This window comes from Streptococcus raffinosi, from assembly GCF_030284685.1.
Classification (GTDB): Bacteria; Bacillota; Bacilli; order Lactobacillales; family Streptococcaceae; genus Streptococcus; species Streptococcus raffinosi.
The window spans coordinates 60,019-76,605 of record NZ_JASUZV010000001.1 but is presented as its reverse complement, the minus strand read 5'-3'; the positions used below and the strand labels follow the sequence as shown (position 1 = coordinate 76,605).

At 39.2% G+C, this 16,587-nt stretch carries 18 protein-coding genes; 11 read left to right on the top strand and 7 right to left on the bottom strand.

All coding sequences use genetic code 11. From position 1 onward, the window contains the following. Positions 1-7: 7 nt before the first annotated feature. The 4 genes from QRD39_RS00385 to QRD39_RS00370 form a co-directional block, all read right to left on the bottom strand. A complete protein-coding gene (locus tag QRD39_RS00385; RefSeq protein WP_143567178.1) occupies positions 8-568 on the bottom strand; it encodes an ECF transporter S component in 561 nt (186 codons plus the stop codon). A 66-nt stretch (positions 569-634) separates the two neighbouring features. Continuing rightward, positions 635-1,207, bottom strand: a complete 573-nt coding sequence (locus QRD39_RS00380) for an ECF transporter S component (RefSeq protein WP_008534825.1) — start codon at positions 1,205-1,207, stop codon at positions 635-637. Between the two features lie 26 nt (positions 1,208-1,233). Next, positions 1,234-1,779 (bottom strand): phosphopantothenoylcysteine decarboxylase, encoded by a 546-nt coding sequence (coaC, locus tag QRD39_RS00375; RefSeq protein ID WP_285955253.1) that lies wholly within the window; start codon positions 1,777-1,779, stop codon positions 1,234-1,236. Continuing rightward, entirely contained in the window at positions 1,772-2,455 is a 684-nt protein-coding gene (locus QRD39_RS00370) for a phosphopantothenate--cysteine ligase (protein ID WP_285955252.1), read from the bottom strand. The genes coaC and QRD39_RS00370 overlap by 8 nt, the downstream gene beginning before the upstream one ends. A 194-nt stretch (positions 2,456-2,649) precedes the next feature. Between QRD39_RS00370 and QRD39_RS00365 the strand changes: the two genes are divergently transcribed. The 3 genes from QRD39_RS00365 (at position 2,650) to QRD39_RS00355 (ending at position 6,595) form a co-directional block, all read left to right on the top strand. Continuing rightward, on the top strand, positions 2,650-4,320 hold the full coding sequence (locus tag QRD39_RS00365; protein WP_008534819.1) for a formate--tetrahydrofolate ligase: 1,671 nt from the start codon (positions 2,650-2,652) through the stop codon (positions 4,318-4,320). A gap of 195 nt (positions 4,321-4,515) precedes the next feature. Then, positions 4,516-5,190 carry a response regulator transcription factor gene (locus QRD39_RS00360; protein WP_021145215.1) on the top strand — a complete coding sequence of 225 codons (675 nt, stop codon included), beginning with the start codon at positions 4,516-4,518 and terminating at the stop codon, positions 5,188-5,190. Continuing rightward, positions 5,180-6,595 (top strand): sensor histidine kinase, encoded by a 1,416-nt coding sequence (locus QRD39_RS00355; protein WP_285955251.1) that lies wholly within the window; start codon positions 5,180-5,182, stop codon positions 6,593-6,595. The genes QRD39_RS00360 and QRD39_RS00355 overlap by 11 nt, the downstream gene beginning before the upstream one ends. A 100-nt stretch (positions 6,596-6,695) precedes the next feature. Here QRD39_RS00355 and rpsT read toward each other — a convergent pair whose 3' ends face one another. Beyond that, positions 6,696-6,932, bottom strand: a complete 237-nt coding sequence (gene rpsT / locus QRD39_RS00350; RefSeq protein WP_003093369.1) for a 30S ribosomal protein S20 — start codon at positions 6,930-6,932, stop codon at positions 6,696-6,698. Positions 6,933-7,000: 68 nt separating this feature from the next. Further along, the gene (coaA, locus tag QRD39_RS00345) at positions 7,001-7,921 is read right to left on the bottom strand and encodes a type I pantothenate kinase (protein ID WP_285955250.1); all 921 of its coding nucleotides are present in this window, start codon (positions 7,919-7,921) and stop codon (positions 7,001-7,003) included. Between the two features lie 110 nt (positions 7,922-8,031). Between coaA and QRD39_RS00340 the strand changes: the two genes are divergently transcribed. The 8 genes from QRD39_RS00340 to QRD39_RS00305 all read left to right on the top strand — a co-directional run bounded on the left by QRD39_RS00340 (position 8,032) and on the right by QRD39_RS00305 (position 15,781). Beyond that, positions 8,032-8,622, top strand: coding sequence for a class I SAM-dependent methyltransferase (locus QRD39_RS00340; protein ID WP_285955249.1), 591 nt, complete (start codon positions 8,032-8,034; stop codon positions 8,620-8,622). Further along, on the top strand, positions 8,619-9,896 hold the full coding sequence (locus tag QRD39_RS00335) for a pyrimidine-nucleoside phosphorylase (RefSeq protein ID WP_285955248.1): 1,278 nt from the start codon (positions 8,619-8,621) through the stop codon (positions 9,894-9,896). Before QRD39_RS00340 ends, QRD39_RS00335 begins: the two co-directional genes overlap by 4 nt. 33 nt (positions 9,897-9,929) lie before the next feature. Beyond that, positions 9,930-10,592: a deoxyribose-phosphate aldolase gene (gene deoC / locus QRD39_RS00330; RefSeq protein ID WP_285955247.1), complete on the top strand. Its 663-nt coding sequence runs from the start codon at positions 9,930-9,932 to the stop codon at positions 10,590-10,592. Then, entirely contained in the window at positions 10,579-10,977 is a 399-nt protein-coding gene (locus QRD39_RS00325; RefSeq protein ID WP_285955246.1) for a cytidine deaminase, read from the top strand. Before deoC ends, QRD39_RS00325 begins: the two co-directional genes overlap by 14 nt. Positions 10,978-11,045: 68 nt before the next feature. Next, entirely contained in the window at positions 11,046-12,110 is a 1,065-nt protein-coding gene (locus QRD39_RS00320) for a BMP family lipoprotein (protein ID WP_285955410.1), read from the top strand. 114 nt (positions 12,111-12,224) lie between these two features. Next, on the top strand, positions 12,225-13,763 hold the full coding sequence (locus tag QRD39_RS00315; protein ID WP_285955245.1) for an ABC transporter ATP-binding protein: 1,539 nt from the start codon (positions 12,225-12,227) through the stop codon (positions 13,761-13,763). After that, positions 13,756-14,823 carry an ABC transporter permease gene (locus tag QRD39_RS00310; protein ID WP_008534804.1) on the top strand — a complete coding sequence of 356 codons (1,068 nt, stop codon included), beginning with the start codon at positions 13,756-13,758 and terminating at the stop codon, positions 14,821-14,823. Before QRD39_RS00315 ends, QRD39_RS00310 begins: the two co-directional genes overlap by 8 nt. Before the next feature lies 1 nt (position 14,824). Next, positions 14,825-15,781, top strand: coding sequence for an ABC transporter permease (locus tag QRD39_RS00305; RefSeq protein WP_060933762.1), 957 nt, complete (start codon positions 14,825-14,827; stop codon positions 15,779-15,781). A 104-nt stretch (positions 15,782-15,885) separates the two neighbouring features. Here QRD39_RS00305 and QRD39_RS00300 read toward each other — a convergent pair whose 3' ends face one another. Beyond that, entirely contained in the window at positions 15,886-16,521 is a 636-nt protein-coding gene (locus tag QRD39_RS00300; protein WP_285955244.1) for an MBL fold metallo-hydrolase, read from the bottom strand. Positions 16,522-16,587: the final 66 nt, after the last annotated feature.

Below are 16,587 nucleotides of genomic sequence, written 5' to 3'. Positions count from 1 at the left end.
TAACTAATTATTTTAATCTTTCAAGCGTCGGAACGGCTGCAGTTGCGACAAGAACTGTAGCAATGACTTCAATAAGAGAGTTTGTTGTCAAAATCAAAGCAAGAAAATGTTGAAAGCTGCCACCATAGATGTTGCCGAAGAAGATGTAAATTCCTAATAGAACAAAAATGGTATTGGTCATAGATCCGACAATAGCAGCTGTTACCAAACCAGTACGATTGTGTAGCCAGCGATAGACGAAGTAAGGAGTCACTCCAATTAAAATACGTGGAACCAGTGCAATAATGAGAGAATAGAGGTTTCCATGTGAGACAAAGGGACTAAAGAGGAAACTTGCTGGTGTCAAGACCAATGTATTCATGGTCACACTAAAGAGTCCCATTAGGAGTCCCAAAATGGCTCCAATCCTAGGTCCATAAATGACGGAAGCGATAACAACAGGAATATGAACCAAGGTCGGTTGAATCCCAGACGGAACAAATTCGAGAATGAAGGACGTCACAAAATGAATGGTGAGCATTACTGCAAAAAAGATGGCAATTCGTGAAATAGCGGTTGATTTTTTCATAAAAATTTTCCTTACGAGTTTGTAGAATAGTATCTGATTTTCAGCACTATCCATAGATTAAATAATTTACTTTTTCAATCGTAGAAGCATAGGAGTGATACTTACTGTCAAAAGTCCAGCAATAACCATTTCGGCAATCGAGTTGGTTGTAAAAATGGTTGCCATTAACGTTTTGCCACCCTGTGAGTAGAAATTAGGAATTAAAAAGTAGATACCTAAGAGTACGAAAAAGGTATTTGTAAATGCTCCAATGGCTCCAGAAAGCGTCAAGCCTAAGCGGTTTTGAAGTATCTTGTAAACAAAATACGGTAAGATACCGATTAATACACGAGGGACAATAGCAATAACAGCAGATGCCCAAGTTCCACCTTCAACAAAGGGACTAAAAAGGTAGCTGCTCACTGTGTAGATCACTGTGTTACGGACGATACTCATAAGTCCCATGAAACCACCCAAATAGGCTCCAATTTTGGGGCCATAGACGATACTAGCAATAATCACTGGAATATGTGTTAGGGTTGGTTTGATGGGGAGTACAAAAGCAGCGAAAATAGTTTGACTGAGCACTTCAATGACCACCATTGTAGCTATCAAGAGTGCCAACTGCGCTGTTTGGTTTGCCTTACTTTTCTTATTCATCTTCATCTCCTATTGTTTGTAGAAAATTAATTTATTAGCTTAGAGTCAATTGCTTCAAGAATGACATCAATATCAGCCAAAGCACCGCGTCCTGTATCTCCACAAGCCAGTAAACCTGATTTTGGAAGAATTTCTTGGTAGCCAAGGTCATGCAAAGTATCTAAATTTTTCCTAGTCAGTGGATTCGCATACATTTTCGTATTCATTGCAGGGGCAATTAGTTTTGGGGTAGTGCTAGGTAAAGCTAAAGCAGTAGCAGTCAGCATATTGTCGGCCATACCATGAGCTAATTTGGCAATAGTGTTTGCTGAAGCTGGAACTACAATAAAGAGGTCAGCTTCTTTTCCTAAGTCAATATGATTAATACGTTCAGCTAATTTTTCTTCCATGACATCAGTGTGAACGGGGTTCTTCGAGAGAACTTGAAGTGTCAGAGGGGTGATAAAGGCTTGAGCAGCCTCAGTCATAATGACGTGAACATCATAACCTTTTTTCTTTAATCTGCTTGTTAGATCGGCTGCTTTATAGGCAGAAATTGATCCTGACACAGCCAGAATGATACGTTTAGTCATGACATATCCTTTCAAATAAGGCTTGGGCAATTTCAGATTTTGTTGACACTTTCTCTTGACTTTGTTCATCAACCAGATAAGCGATATGTTGATTAGCTGAAATGTCACTTAAATCATTTGCTACAATCAGGTCAGCCTGATTACGTTTAAGACTGGTACGAGCAACCTCAAAAAGTTCCTCCTTGCTGACATTTACGAGAAGTTTGAAGCCAACTAATAGAATATTGGGATTCCATTGTTTGATAAGACTAATAATCTTTGGTGTCTTCTTGAGAAAAAGAACCTGATAATCTGAAGCGGATGAAATTTTACTTTCAGAGTTAGACTTGTTTAGGAACTCTGTAAAGTCCTCACTATTTTCCAACTCATTAAAACTAGTCATATAAACAGGGGTGTAGTCCGAGACTGCCATGCTATGGATGAGAACGTCGTGTTCTTTAACGAGAGGTTCCATGGTTTCAAGAAGACTCTCTACGTTGGTAATTTCAGTAATCTTTAGATTTTCTTTTGGTTCTGGTTTAACCGCAGCTTTGGTTGTTACTAAGGTTACTTGGTGACCTTTAGCTAAAAATAATTCAGCGATTTTTTTACCAAGGTGTCCTGTTGAATGGTTTGTGATTCCTCGTACGGAATCAATTTTTTCAGTGGTACCACCCGATGTAATCAATATTTTCATAGTAGTATTGTACTAAAAATCGGTGTTTTAGTAAATAAAAGTAAGTATTCTTGGATGTTTACCATATAAAATAAAGTTATAACAATCCATAATTTTTTAAAAACCGAACAATAAAAACTATTCACTTAAAAATAATGCGTTTTTTCTATCTATTTGTTATAATAGAAACTAAGAAAAATATAGAGGAGTGTCTCATGAAATCAGATATCGAAATTGCTCAAAGTGTAGAATTAAAACCAATCACAGAAGTAGTTGAAAAAGTTGGAATCGGCTTTGACGATTTGGAACTCTACGGAAAATACAAGGCAAAATTGTCTTTTGATAAAATCAATGCAGTCAAAGATAATAAACCAGGAAAATTGATTTTGGTTACAGCTATTAACCCAACACCAGCAGGTGAGGGTAAATCAACCATGTCAATCGGTCTTGCAGATGCTCTTAATAAAATCGGTAAGAAAACCATGATTGCCCTTCGTGAACCTTCTCTTGGTCCAGTTATGGGTATCAAAGGTGGTGCTGCTGGTGGTGGTTATGCTCAAGTGCTTCCTATGGAAGATATTAACCTCCACTTCACAGGTGATATGCATGCTATCACTACAGCCAATAACGCCTTATCAGCACTTCTTGACAATCATATTCACCAAGGAAATGCACTTGGCATTGACCAACGCCGTATTATTTGGAAACGTGTCGTTGACCTTAATGACCGTGCTCTTCGTCATGTAACAGTTGGTCTTGGTGGACCGCTTAATGGTATTCCACGTGAAGATGGTTTTGATATTACTGTTGCTTCTGAAATCATGGCGATTCTTTGCTTGGCAACGGATATCAATGACCTAAAAGAGCGTTTGTCAAATATTGTTGTTGCCTATCGTTACGACCGTACGCCTGTTTATGTACGTGACCTTGAAATTGAAGGGGCATTGACTCTTATTCTTAAAGATGCCATCAAACCTAACTTAGTTCAAACGATTTATGGTACACCTGCCTTTGTTCACGGTGGTCCATTTGCCAATATTGCTCATGGATGTAACTCAGTTCTTGCAACATCTACAGCGCTTCGCTTGGCCGACTATACAATTACTGAAGCTGGTTTTGGTGCGGATCTTGGTGCTGAAAAATTCCTTGATATTAAAACGCCAAACCTTCCAACGACACCTGATGCCGTTGTTATCGTTGCTACCCTTCGTGCCCTTAAGATGCATGGTGGTGTCGCTAAAACTGACCTTTCTGAAGAAAACGTTCAAGCCGTTCGTGATGGTTTTGCTAACTTGAAACGCCACGTTGAAAATGTTCGTAAATTCGGAATTCCAGCTGTTGTTGCTATTAACGAGTTTGTTGCTGATACAGAAGCTGAGATTGCAGCCCTCAAAGAACTTTGTGCAGAAATCAATGTTCCTGTTGAATTGGCTAGTATTTGGGCTAATGGAGCTGATGGTGGTATTGACCTTGCTAATGCAGTAGTAGATGCTGTTGAAAATGGCAATGCTGATTACAAACGTCTCTATTCGGATGATGACAGCTTGGAAGAAAAGATTACAAAGATTGTTACTGAAATCTATGGTGGTAAATCAGTTGTATTTGAGAAAAAAGCTAAAACCCAGCTCAAACAATTTGCAGAATTTGGTTGGGACAAATTGCCAGTATGTATGGCTAAAACACAATACAGCTTCTCTGATAATCAATTCTTACTCGGGGCTCCAGAAGGCTTCGATATCACGATTCGTGAGTTCATTCCTAAGACTGGTGCCGGCTTTATCGTAGCTCTTACAGGCAATGTCATGACCATGCCTGGTTTGCCAAAAGCCCCAGCAGCCCTCAAGATGGATGTTGCTGAAGACGGAACAGCAATTGGTTTGTTCTAATAACAAATATTTCTTGGAAACAGTGCCAGTTGGTGCTGTTTTTTTGCTCTATTTATGAAAAACTTAAGGAAGATAAGATAAACTGAGTCTTAACGAAAGAAAATAAAGCACTAGAAGATTAAGTGTATTTTCGATATAATGGGAAGACTTAGAGAGATATATGACTAGGTTTTCCACCTAGTAAGGGAGATAACTATGATTAAAATATTACTAGTTGAAGATGATTTGAGTTTGTCAAACTCAGTTTTTGATTTTTTAGATGATTTTGCTGATGTTATGCAAGTTTTTGATGGTGATGAAGGCCTTTATGAGGCTGAGAGTGGGGTTTATGACTTAATCCTTCTAGATCTTATGTTACCTGAAAAAGATGGTTTTACGGTCTTGAAGGAGCTACGTGAAAAAGGAGTCACAACACCTGTTCTCATTATGACCGCTAAGGAAAGTCTTGATGATAAGGGACACGGTTTTGAGCTTGGCGCTGATGATTACCTTACCAAACCTTTCTATTTGGAAGAGCTAAAAATGCGTATTCAAGCACTTTTGAAACGCTCTGGTAAATTTGACCAAAACACCCTCTCTTTTGGGGATGTCCGTGTTAATCTTTCTACGAATTCAACTTTCGTGGGAGACAAAGAAGTGGAACTTCTAGGTAAAGAGTTTGATTTGCTGGTTTACTTCCTACAAAATCAAAATGTCATCCTACCTAAGTCACAAATTTTTGACCGTCTCTGGGGATTTGATAGTGATACTACCGTCTCTGTTGTTGAGGTTTATGTTTCAAAAATTCGTAAGAAATTGAAGGGAACTGACTTTGCGGCTAACCTTCAAACTTTGAGAAGCGTGGGGTATATTTTGAAAAATGCTGACTAAGTTTTTCAATTATCTCTTAAGGAGAATCAAGTCAGACGGTTTTAAGACTTTCATCCATTTCTTTGCGACTTTTTCTGGTATTTTCCTCATCATGACTGTCATGATATTGCAAATTTTGAGTTATGGTGTTTACTCTAATGTTGATTCTAGTTTGAAAATTGCAGCAAACAAATCAAATTCTTATTTGGAAATGGAGATGTTGAAACGAGAACTCTTTGTGACTTCTGAGGTAGATCAAAACAATACGACAACTATTTATCAGACATATGATACCAAAGGGTCTTCAGAGCCGCCTAAAACCAGTGCTAATAATCAAGATTCTAAAAAGAAAAAATCTAAGATGGAAGATGCTCCTCATGATTTATCAGTGGCTGCTAATACAAGTGTTTTCGTTCTTGATAAAGATGGCAAAGTCTTAAATACTGTTGATAAATTTTCTAGCTTGACCAATCTCTCAATTGATAGAAGTAATCTTGACATTATTAGTCAAGGTAGTGCTCAGAATTACTTCAATCAGACTGAAAAGTATCGTTTGATTACTGAAAAGGTAGATAGTAGTCTATACCCTGATGCTAAGTATGTTGTTATCGCTATCAACACGACTCAGTTAGAGGAGGCGACTGAACGTTACGTTAAGCTAATCGTCATTATGATGAGTTTCTTCTGGCTGTTGTCTGTAGCAGCAAGTATGTATCTGGCCAAATGGTCAAGACGTCCTATCCAAGAAAGTTTGGAAAAGCAGAAGGCCTTTGTTGAAAATGCTAGTCACGAGTTAAGGACGCCTATTGCAGTCATTCAAAACCGTCTTGAAGTTCTTTTCCGTAAGCCAGAGAGTACAATTTTAGACAATTCGGAGAATATTGCATCAAGTCTAGATGAAGTACGTAATATGCGTCTTTTGACAACAAATCTTTTGAATTTGGCCCGTCGTGATGATGGGATTAAGCCAGAGATTGAAACGATAGATCCAGCTTTCTTCGATACTGTTTTTGCTAATTATGCGATGATTGCTGAAGAAAGTGAGAAGGGCTTTACTGCTCGAAATCAAGTTATTCGTCCTATTCAGACTGATAAGACCTTGTTGAAACAGTTGATGACGATTTTATTTGACAATGCTGTTAAATATACGGAAGATGATGGACAGGTGACCTTTACCGTTCGCACAAATGATCGACATCTTTATATCTCTGTTGCGGATAATGGTCCTGGTATCTCAGATGCAGATAAGAAAAAAATCTTTGATCGATTTTACCGGGTGGACAAGGCCAGAACCAGACAAAAAGGTGGCTTTGGACTAGGCTTATCCTTAGCACAACAAATTGTAGTTGCACTTAAGGGAACGATTACTGTAAAGGATAATCAACCTAAAGGGACTATTTTTGAAGTTAAAATTACTGGAGTATAATTGCATGAAGAAAACCCCTGCTAGCTTTTAGGCTAGCAGGGGTTGTTGTTAATTTTTAATGATTTCTAGGCACTAAAAAAACTCCTTATGGAGCTTTAGATTAGTTAGCCAATTTAGCTGCAAGACGTGATTTATCGCGGCTTGCTTTGTTTTTATGAATCAAACCTTTTGAAGCGGCTTTATCGATGCTTGCTGATGCAGCGCGGAAAGCTTCTTCAGTTGGGTTAGCGTTGAATGCTTTAATAGCAGTACGCAAAGCTGATTTTTGAGCTGAGTTTTTTTCGTTTTGTTTAACGTTAAGTTCAGCGCGTTTGATAGCTGATTTAATATTTGCCAATGTTTTCACCTCCAAATTTATCTAACTATGTCATTATACGTTATTTTAGGTCCCTTGGCAAGCTTTTTCTATTTTTTTAAATGAATGAGGTCAATTTTGTGATTGTCACCTTTATGAAGGATGAGTTCAGCACGGTTACGTGTAGGTTCGATATAATTTTCCAAATTAACCAAGTTAATATCTCGCCAGGTCTTTTGTGCTAGAGCTAAAGCGTCTTCTTTTCTGATTTTGGTGAAACGATGGTAATAGTTTTTTTCATCATTCTTTGCGAGATCCAAAAGGGTCTGGAAGCGCTCAAGGTACCAAGTTTCAATATTATCGACACCAGCATCAATATAAAGGGAAAAGTCAAAGTAGTCTGTCATATAGAGACGTTGGTTGAGAGGGTTTTGGAAAACATTGATTCCTTCAACGATTAAAAAATTTGGTTGCTTAATCTCTTGTGTTAGCCCTGGTACAATATCGTAGATTTCATGAGAATAGACAGGAATTTCGACATCCCCACCATTTTTTATAATGTCTAAAAAATTGAGCAGTAATGGCATATCATAAGATTCGGGGAAACCTTTACGATCAAGGATTCCCTTGTCAATTAAAACTTGGTTAGGATAGAGAAAGCCATCAGTTGTGACGAGTTCGACCTTAGATTGCGGAAAAGTCCTTTGCAACAAGAGTTGGAGCAAACGACTGGTGGTTGATTTGCCGACAGCAACCGAACCCGAAACACCAATAATAAATGGACGGTTAGTCTGCGTTTTTTGCAAAAAAATACTTTTCGAGAAGGTTAAATCGTTGGCATTTTTTTGGTAAATGCGAATGAGATTGATAAGGGGAAGATAAATATCACTGACTTCCTGAACATCGATCTTATCGTTTAGGCTTCGAATGGAATCAAGTTCTTCAGCAGTCAAGGGAGCATTAGCCTCTTGGTGGAGACGTTGCCATTCTTTGCGAGAAATCGTCTCAAAATTGATAAATTCATTTAGCATAAGTCTCATTATAGCAGAAAAAGCAAGAAAATGTAAGCCTTATCATATAACTAGCGTTAGGATTCTATTTCTGATAAAATAGAAAAAAACTACAATTAGAAGGACACATTATGTCAAAAATGTACTATGCTGAGACGCCAGATGCGGCTCACGATATTCATGATTTAAAGGTAAATTTGCTAGGGGAAAGTTTCCAGTTTTATACGGATGCTGGGGTTTTTTCAAAAAAGATGATTGATTTCGGAAGTCAAGTGCTCTTAAATTCACTGGATTTAGAGGATGGAAAAACACTTCTGGATGTGGGATGTGGTTATGGACCACTTGGGATTAGTCTAGCCAAAGTTCAAGGTGTCAAAGTCACTATGATTGACATCAATAGTAGGGCGATTGATTTGGCTAAACAAAACGCCGAACGAAACAAGGTTGACGTTGATATTTTCCAATCTAATATCTATGAAAGTGTTACTGGAAAATTCGATTATGTTATTTCGAATCCACCTATTCGTGCCGGTAAGAAGGTTGTTCATCAAGTGATTGAAGAAGCTTATGATCATCTCAATCAAGGTGGTACTTTGACTATTGTCATTCAGAAAAAACAAGGAGCTCCTTCAGCAAAGGCTAAGATGGAAGATGTTTTTGGTAATGCTGAAGTGGTAAAAAAAGATAAGGGATATTATATCCTGAGAAGTGAGAAAATATGAGAACAGTTGATTTAATCGAGAAGAAAAGAGATGGTGGAGAATTAAGCACTGAGGAGATTACCTATCTTATCAATGGCTACGTCTCTGGTGCTATTCCAGACTATCAAATAGCCGCCTTAGCGATGGCTATTTACTATCAGGGTATGTCTATTCGTGAAATCCATGATTTAACCACGGAGATGGTGGTTTCTGGTGAGCAGTATGATTTGTCAGAAATTCCAGGAATTAAGGTTGATAAGCATTCGACCGGTGGTGTTGGTGACAAGGTCACTATTATTCTCATGCCACTTGTAGCGAGTTTTGGTGTACCGGTTGCTAAGATGAGTGGTCGTGGTCTGGGTCATACGGGAGGTACCATTGATAAGTTAGAGTCTATCAAGGGTTATCAGGTTGAGCGTACCAAGGAAGAATTTATTGAGCAGGTTAAAGCAATTGGCATTTCACTGATTGGTCAGTCAGAACACCTCGTTAAGGCTGATAAGTTGCTTTATGCTCTTCGTGATGTGACTGCTACGGTTGATTCCATTCCTCTTATCGCAAGTTCTGTCATGTCTAAAAAAATTGCAGCAGGTGCGGATAAGATTTTACTGGATGTTACCGTTGGTCAAGGTGCTTTCATGAAAAATATGTCCGATGCCGAAAAGTTATCTGAGACCATGGTGGCATTAGGTCGTGAAGTCAATCGTGAAACAATTGCTGTTATTACTGATATGAGTCAGCCTCTAGGCAAGGCCATAGGTAACCGTTTGGAAATAACCGAAGCCCTTGAAATTATGCAAGGTAAGGGGCGTGAAGATATTACTGATTTTATCTGTGAATTGGCTGAGATATTATTGACATTAGCCCAAGTTGACGTTAGCCAAGAAGATATTCGTCACCATTTAGTCGGAGGACAGGCCCTTGCTAAGTTTGAAGAGCTTATCCAAGCTCAAGGGGGAGATTTGCAAGATCTTTATCGCCAAAGTAGTGCCCCAGTTGTGACTGAGATTTTTGCAGATGAAGCCGGCTATATTGAAGAACTACCAGCGATGGCTTTCGGGAAATTTGCTATGCAATTAGGTGCCGGTCGTGCTACAAAAACGGATAGTCTTAATTACGAAACTGGAATTGTTTTTGAAAAGAAAGTCGGTGATTCTGTGGCTCAAGGAGACCTTGTTGCTAAGGTTTATAGTCAAGAAAATTTAAGTAAAAAATTGCTGACTGAATTCAAAAAAAATGTTATTATTGGTAGAGTGTGTAAAAAACCGACAGAAATATTAAAAATCATTTCCTAGGTCTTCATCTAAACTTAATTAAGGAGCTTATTTATGTCTGTTAATAGCTATATTGACCATACTTTATTAAAAGCAGATGCTAATGAAGAACAGATTCATGCCTTAATTGATGAGGCTAAGGAATATCAATTTGCAAGTGTTTGCGTCAATCCAACATGGGTGAAGACTGCTGCCAACTTTCTTAAAGATAGTTCAGTTAAGGTTTGTACGGTAATAGGATTTCCGCTTGGAGCATCAACATCTACCGTCAAGGCCTTTGAGGCTAAAGATGCCATTGCTAACGGGGCTGATGAGATTGATATGGTTATCAATATCGGTGCTCTTAAATCTAGAAATTTTAAATTAGTTGAAGATGACATTAAAGCAGTGGTAGAGTCTAGCGGTACAAAGCTTGTTAAGGTTATTATTGAAACTTGTCTTTTAACAGATGACGAAAAGGTTAAGGCATGTCAATTATCTAAGAGTGCTGGTGCTGACTTTGTTAAGACCTCTACAGGGTTTTCTACTGGTGGTGCTACTATTGAAGACATTGCGCTCATGCGTAAGACTGTTGGTCCTGACATGGGTGTTAAGGCATCAGGTGGGGCTCGTACACTTGAAGCAGCACAAGCCTTTATCAAAGCTGGTGCAACCCGTATTGGAACGTCATCAGGTGTTGCTATTATGAAAGGGCAAGAAAGTCATGAATGCTACTAAAAAAGCTCAGGTGATAGAAGCAGCTCTTTTAGCAGCAGAAAACGCCTATGTTCCCTACTCTCAGTTTAGAGTTGGAGCAGCATTGCTAACCAAAGAGGGAAAAGTTTTTCAAGGGTGTAATATTGAAAATGCATCATTTGGTTTAACCAACTGTGCAGAAAGAACAGCTATTTTTAAGGCCATTTCTGAAGGACATCGGGATTTTACGTGTCTTGCGGTATATGGAGATACAAAAGATCCTATCTCACCCTGCGGAGCTTGTCGTCAAGTAATGGTGGAATTTTTTAAATCAGATTCTAAAGTGATTCTTATCGCTGAAGATAAATCGACAGTCGAGATGACAGTCGGAGAGTTGTTACCATACTCTTTTACAGACTTACAATAGTCTGAATTATTTTATTCTTTATTAAGCAAGTTATCTTGCAAGTTATAGGAGGAGTGTTCAAGATGAAATTGAACAAGAAAATTATCGGACTTAGCCTTGTTGCTGTAGCGGCACTTGGTCTTGCAGCTTGTGCTCGTGGTGGACGAGGTGGCTCAGCAGCTGATTCGAAAGTTAAAGCTGCAATTGTTACAGATACTGGTGGTGTTGATGATAAATCATTTAACCAATCAGCATGGGAAGGTCTTCAAGCTTGGGGTAAAGCTAACAAACTTGAAAAAGATTCTGGCTACAATTACTTCCAATCTGGTTCAGAGTCTGACTTTGCAACAAACTTGTCTTCAGCACAAAGTCAAGGCTACAATCTCATCTTTGGTGTTGGTTTTGCTCTTCATGATGCAGTAGCAGACGCAGCTAAAGAACACGAAGATGTGAACTATGTAATTATTGACGATGTTATTAAAGACCAAAAGAACGTTGAAAGCGTTTTGTTTGCTGATAACGAAGGTGCTTACCTTGCAGGTATCGCAGCAGCTATGCAATCAAAAACAAATAAAGTTGGTTTCATCGGTGGTCAAACATCAGACACAATTACACGTTTTGAAGCTGGTTTCACAGCTGGTGCTAAGTCAGTAAAACCTGACATTGATGTACAAGTTCAATATGCTGAATCATTCTCTGATGCAGCTAAAGGGACAACAATCGCTTCAACAATGTACGCTTCAGGCGTTGACGTAATTTACCAAGCTGCTGGTGGTACTGGTACTGGTGTCTTCACAGCTGCTAAAGAAGTTAACGAAAAACTTGATGCTGACAGTGATAAAAAAGTATGGGTAATCGGTGTTGACCGTGACCAAACAGCAGAAGGTAATTATACATCTTCAGACAAGAAAAAATCTAACTTTGTTTTGACTTCAACAATCAAACAAGTTGGTACAGTTGTTAAAGATATCGCTAACGGACAACTCAAAGGCGATAAATTTGAAGGTGGTAAAACTAAGACTTACGGTATCAAAGACGGTGGCGTGGACATTGTAACATCTAATCTCCCTTCAGATATCAAAGATGCAGTCGTAAAAGCTAAAGATCAAATCAAGAATGGTGAATTGAAACCAACAGATGGTCTTAGCAAATAATAGTTAAGCATAAGTTTTTATAGAGCTTAAACTGAGACAATTTTTGTCTCAGCAAAGGGAAGCAGTTAATGATCCCCTTTGCTGAAATAAAAATTATTCTTGAAAGGAGATTGTATGACGAAGCCAAATGTCATTGAGATGCACGATATTACCAAAAAATTTGGTGAATTCGTGGCAAATGATCATATCAATCTTGATGTGAGACAAGGAGAAATCCATGCCCTCCTCGGTGAAAATGGTGCAGGTAAGTCAACTTTAATGAATATGCTTTCAGGTCTTTTGCAACCTACGAGCGGAACCATTAAGGTTAAAGGTCAAGAGGTGACGATTGATTCACCGTCTAAAGCAACGAAACTAGGGATTGGAATGGTTCACCAACACTTTATGTTGGTTGAAGCTTTTACAGTTGCTGAGAATATCATCCTGGGTAGTGAGGTAACCAAAGCTGGTGGAGTCCTTGATATGAAGAAGGCTATCAAGGAAATTACTGAACTATCTGAAAGATACGGTCTTGCAGTAGACCCAACAGCTAAGGTAGCAGATATCTCAGTTGGTGCTCAACAACGTGTTGAAATCCTCAAAACCTTGTACCGTGGAGCTGATATTTTGATTTTCGATGAGCCTACAGCCGTTTTGACACCTTCTGAAATTACGGAACTTCTAAACATCATGAAAACCTTGGTTAAGGAAGGTAAGTCTATTATCCTTATCACCCATAAGTTGGATGAGATTCGTGCTGTTTCTGATCGTGTTACGGTTATTAGACGTGGTAAATCAATTGATACGGTAACGATTGAGGGGGCAACAAATGCTGATTTGGCTGAAATGATGGTTGGTCATCAGGTTTCCTTCAAGACAGAGAAAATTCCTTCAAATCCAAAAGAAGTTGTTCTTTCTATTAAAAATTTGGTGGTTAACGAGAACCGTGGAATTCCTGCTGTTAAAAATCTGTCATTAGATGTGCGTGCTGGTGAGATAATTGGTATTGCCGGTATCGATGGCAATGGTCAGACAGAACTTGTCCAAGCGATTACAGGGCTTCGTAAAGTTAAGTCAGGTGATATTACTATCAAGGGTGAATCGATTATTCATAAGACAACTCGTCAGATTACAGAGATGAGTGTTGGTCATATTCCTGAAGATCGTCATCGTGATGGTATGGTCCTTGAAATGACAGTTGCTGAAAATATCGCTCTTCAAACCTACTACAAAGAGCCAAATTCTAAGAATGGTATCTTGAACTATAGTGTCATCAATGCAAAAGCGCGTGAATTGATGAAAGAATTTGATGTTCGAGGTGCAGGAGAATTAATTGCTGGTGGTGAATTGTCTGGTGGTAACCAACAAAAAGCTGTTATCGCTCGTGAGATTGACCGTGACCCAGAACTTCTTATTGTCAGTCAACCAACTCGTGGTCTTGACGTTGGTGCCATTGAGTACATCCGTAAACGTATTATTGCTGAACGTGATAAAGGTAAGGCTGTTATTGTTGTCAGCTTTGAATTGGATGAAATTCTTGATATGTCAGACAGAATTGCCGTTATCTATGATGGTGCAATTCAGGGAATTCTAGATCCTGCTGAAACGAATAAGCAAGATCTTGGTATTCTTATGGCTGGTGGACAATTGAATAAGGAGGAAGCAAATGTCTAAAAAAGTACAAAATTGGGCAGTTCCTTTAATTGCTGTCCTCTTGGGAATGCTGATTGGAGCCGTTTTGATGTTAATTTTCGGTTACGATCCATTCTGGGCTTACTATGATCTCTTCTCAACGGCCTTTGGTTCATTGAAAAATATTGGTGAAATTCTTCGTGCCATGAGTCCGCTGATTCTGATTGCACTTGGATTCTCTGTTGCATCTAAGGCAGGTTTCTTTAACGTTGGTTTGCCAGGACAGGCCTTGGCAGGATGGGTTTCTGCCGTATGGTTTGCTTTATCATTTCCTGATTTGCCAAAGGTGGTTTCAGTTATCTGTACAGTCATCATTGGCCTGGTTGCAGGCGGTATCGCTGGGGCTATTCCAGGTATTCTCCGTGCTTACTTGGGAACAAGTGAGGTCATTGTAACCATTATGATGAACTACATCATTTTGTATGTGGCAAACAATATTATTCGCTTTGGATTTACAGCTGATATGTTGCGTTCCTCAGAAGCTTCTAACAAGGTTGTAGCCTCAGCTAGTTATCAAACAGAGTATTTATCTCAAATAACTGGTGGTTCACGTTTCAATATTGGTTTCTTCCTGGCTCTTGCGGCTGCCTTCTTAGTTTGGTTCTTGCTTAAGAAAACAACAACTGGTTTTGAAATTACATCTGTAGGTCTTAATCCTCATGCGTCAGAGTATGCAGGGATGTCATCTAAACGTGTTATTATCATGTCAATGATTATCTCAGGTGCTCTTTGTGGTCTTGGAGGAACAGTAGAAGGTCTTGGGACATTCCAAAATGTCTTCGTTCAAAACTCTTCATTGGCTATCGGTTGGAACGGTATGGCGGTTGCGCTCTTAGCGTCTAACTCACCTATCGGTATCCCATTTGCCGCACTTCTTTATGGTGTCTTGTCTATTGGTAAGAGTGGTATGATTGGTGTGCCACCTGAAATTATCGATGTTGTATCAGCCTTGATAATCTTCTTTGTTGGTGCTAACTACATCATTAGATATTGGGTTCGCCCTCGTCATAAATCAGTGAAAGCTAAAGGAGGACAAAACTAATATGGACTTTATTACTATTTTAGCCTTGATCGTTGCCTCTATGTTGAAGTATTCAGCACCATTGATTTTTACAAGTATCGGTGGAACTTTCTCTGAACGAGGCGGTATCGTAAATGTCGGCCTTGAAGGAATTATGGTAATTGGTGCTTTCGCAGGTGTTCTCTTTAACTTGACTTTTGCAGAAAGTTTTGGAGATGCGACACCTTGGATTGCTGCGATTGTAGCAGGTCTGGTTGGTGTTCTCTACTCATTGCTCCATGCTGTTGCGACAATTAACTTCCGAGCTGACCATGTTGTCTCTGGTACAGTGTTGAACCTTATCGCACCATCTTTGGCAGTGTTCTTGACACGTGTTATCTATGGTGCTGGTCAAACACCTGCTATCAGTTATAACTTTAAGACTGTGTCCTTCCCAATCTTAGATCGTGTCCCTTTCTTGGGTAAAGTTTTCTTCACTAATGTTTCTTTGGTAGCATATGTTGCTATCTTGGTTTCAGTAGCATCATGGTGGCTTATCTTTAAGACTCGCTTTGGTTTGCGTCTTCGTTCAGTCGGAGAACACCCACAGGCAGCAGATACACTTGGGATTAACGTCTATCGTATGCGTTACTATGGCGTTATGATTTCAGGTTTCCTTGGTGGTGTTGGTGGTGCGGTTTATGCACAATCAATCTCAAACAACTTTGCCATTACAACGATTGCAGGTCCTGGTTTCATCGCCTTGGCTGCCATGATTTTCGGTCGTTGGAGCCCAATTGGTGCTATGCTCTCAAGTTTGTTCTTTGGATTGTCACAATCATTGGCAATCATTGGAAAACAGTTGCCTGTTATTTCACATGTACCAAACGTCTATTTGCAAATTGCACCATATATCTTGACAATTATTGTTTTGGCTGCATTCTTCGGTAAAGCCGTAGCACCTAAAGCAGATGGTGTTAACTATATTAAATCTAAATAAGCTCGCTAAAGAGTTTCAGATGAGAAGGCCTAAAGGTCTTCTTTTTCTGTACTCAAAAAGCCCAACATTGCCAAAGTGAAAACGGCAGTGATGAGCTTATCTTTTTATGAAAAATGTGGGTTAAAGACTTTTTCGTGACCGATAGTGGTGTCCCATCCATGACCTGGGAAAACGAGATAGTGATTAGGAAGAGTGAAGAGTTGCTTTTGAATACTAGAGAGTAACTGGTCGTGGTTACCTGTTGGAAGGTCCCATCGCCCAACTGTTTCTTTAAAGAGGGCGTCACCAGAAAAAACAGTCTCTTCCTTGTCAAAGATAAAGGAAACACCACCGATAGAATGTCCAGGTGTTGGGACAACTTTAAAATAGAAGTCGCTAATGTTATAGTCCTTGGTGAAATCAAAGTAGTAGTCAGCAGGATTGACAATAACATCCTCCATATCATCATGACGTGGAAGACCAGATAAATTATCGACAGGATTCATCAACCAGTCTTTTTCAGCCTCAGCGACATAAACAGGAGGATGCTCATGCGCTTGACGGACAGCTTCAACACTCATAATGTGATCGTAGTGCGTGTGGGTCAAAAGGATGGCTGCGATGGGTTTGGAAATAACTTCAAGCTCAGTCAAGATTTTAGAAGTATCACTTCCTGGATCAATGACTAAACAAGCTGTATCGTTCTCTAAAATATAGGTATTCTCCTGAGCAACAGGGTTTAAAATTCGTTTTATTTTCATAGGACTAGTGTAACACGATTTTTAGGCTTTTTCCATTGTTGGAATAAAGACTTTGTCTTTTTTTGG

What these genes read in the sequence shown, in the direction of transcription:
- QRD39_RS00385 (WP_143567178.1), bottom strand. Translation starts at nt 568, where the DNA reads ATGAAAAAATCAACCGCTATTTCACGAATTGCCATCTTTTTTGCAGTA.
- QRD39_RS00380 (WP_008534825.1), bottom strand. Translation starts at nt 1,207, where the DNA reads ATGAATAAGAAAAGTAAGGCAAACCAAACAGCGCAGTTGGCACTCTTG.
- coaC (WP_285955253.1), bottom strand. Translation starts at nt 1,779, where the DNA reads ATGACTAAACGTATCATTCTGGCTGTGTCAGGATCAATTTCTGCCTAT.
- QRD39_RS00370 (WP_285955252.1), bottom strand. Translation starts at nt 2,455, where the DNA reads ATGAAAATATTGATTACATCGGGTGGTACCACTGAAAAAATTGATTCC.
- QRD39_RS00365 (WP_008534819.1), top strand. Translation starts at nt 2,650, where the DNA reads ATGAAATCAGATATCGAAATTGCTCAAAGTGTAGAATTAAAACCAATC.
- QRD39_RS00360 (WP_021145215.1), top strand. Translation starts at nt 4,516, where the DNA reads ATGATTAAAATATTACTAGTTGAAGATGATTTGAGTTTGTCAAACTCA.
- QRD39_RS00355 (WP_285955251.1), top strand. Translation starts at nt 5,180, where the DNA reads ATGCTGACTAAGTTTTTCAATTATCTCTTAAGGAGAATCAAGTCAGAC.
- coaA (WP_285955250.1), bottom strand. Translation starts at nt 7,921, where the DNA reads ATGCTAAATGAATTTATCAATTTTGAGACGATTTCTCGCAAAGAATGG.
- QRD39_RS00340 (WP_285955249.1), top strand. Translation starts at nt 8,032, where the DNA reads ATGTCAAAAATGTACTATGCTGAGACGCCAGATGCGGCTCACGATATT.
- QRD39_RS00335 (WP_285955248.1), top strand. Translation starts at nt 8,619, where the DNA reads ATGAGAACAGTTGATTTAATCGAGAAGAAAAGAGATGGTGGAGAATTA.
- deoC (WP_285955247.1), top strand. Translation starts at nt 9,930, where the DNA reads ATGTCTGTTAATAGCTATATTGACCATACTTTATTAAAAGCAGATGCT.
- QRD39_RS00325 (WP_285955246.1), top strand. Translation starts at nt 10,579, where the DNA reads ATGAATGCTACTAAAAAAGCTCAGGTGATAGAAGCAGCTCTTTTAGCA.
- QRD39_RS00315 (WP_285955245.1), top strand. Translation starts at nt 12,225, where the DNA reads ATGACGAAGCCAAATGTCATTGAGATGCACGATATTACCAAAAAATTT.
- QRD39_RS00310 (WP_008534804.1), top strand. Translation starts at nt 13,756, where the DNA reads ATGTCTAAAAAAGTACAAAATTGGGCAGTTCCTTTAATTGCTGTCCTC.
- QRD39_RS00305 (WP_060933762.1), top strand. Translation starts at nt 14,825, where the DNA reads ATGGACTTTATTACTATTTTAGCCTTGATCGTTGCCTCTATGTTGAAG.
- QRD39_RS00300 (WP_285955244.1), bottom strand. Translation starts at nt 16,521, where the DNA reads ATGAAAATAAAACGAATTTTAAACCCTGTTGCTCAGGAGAATACCTAT.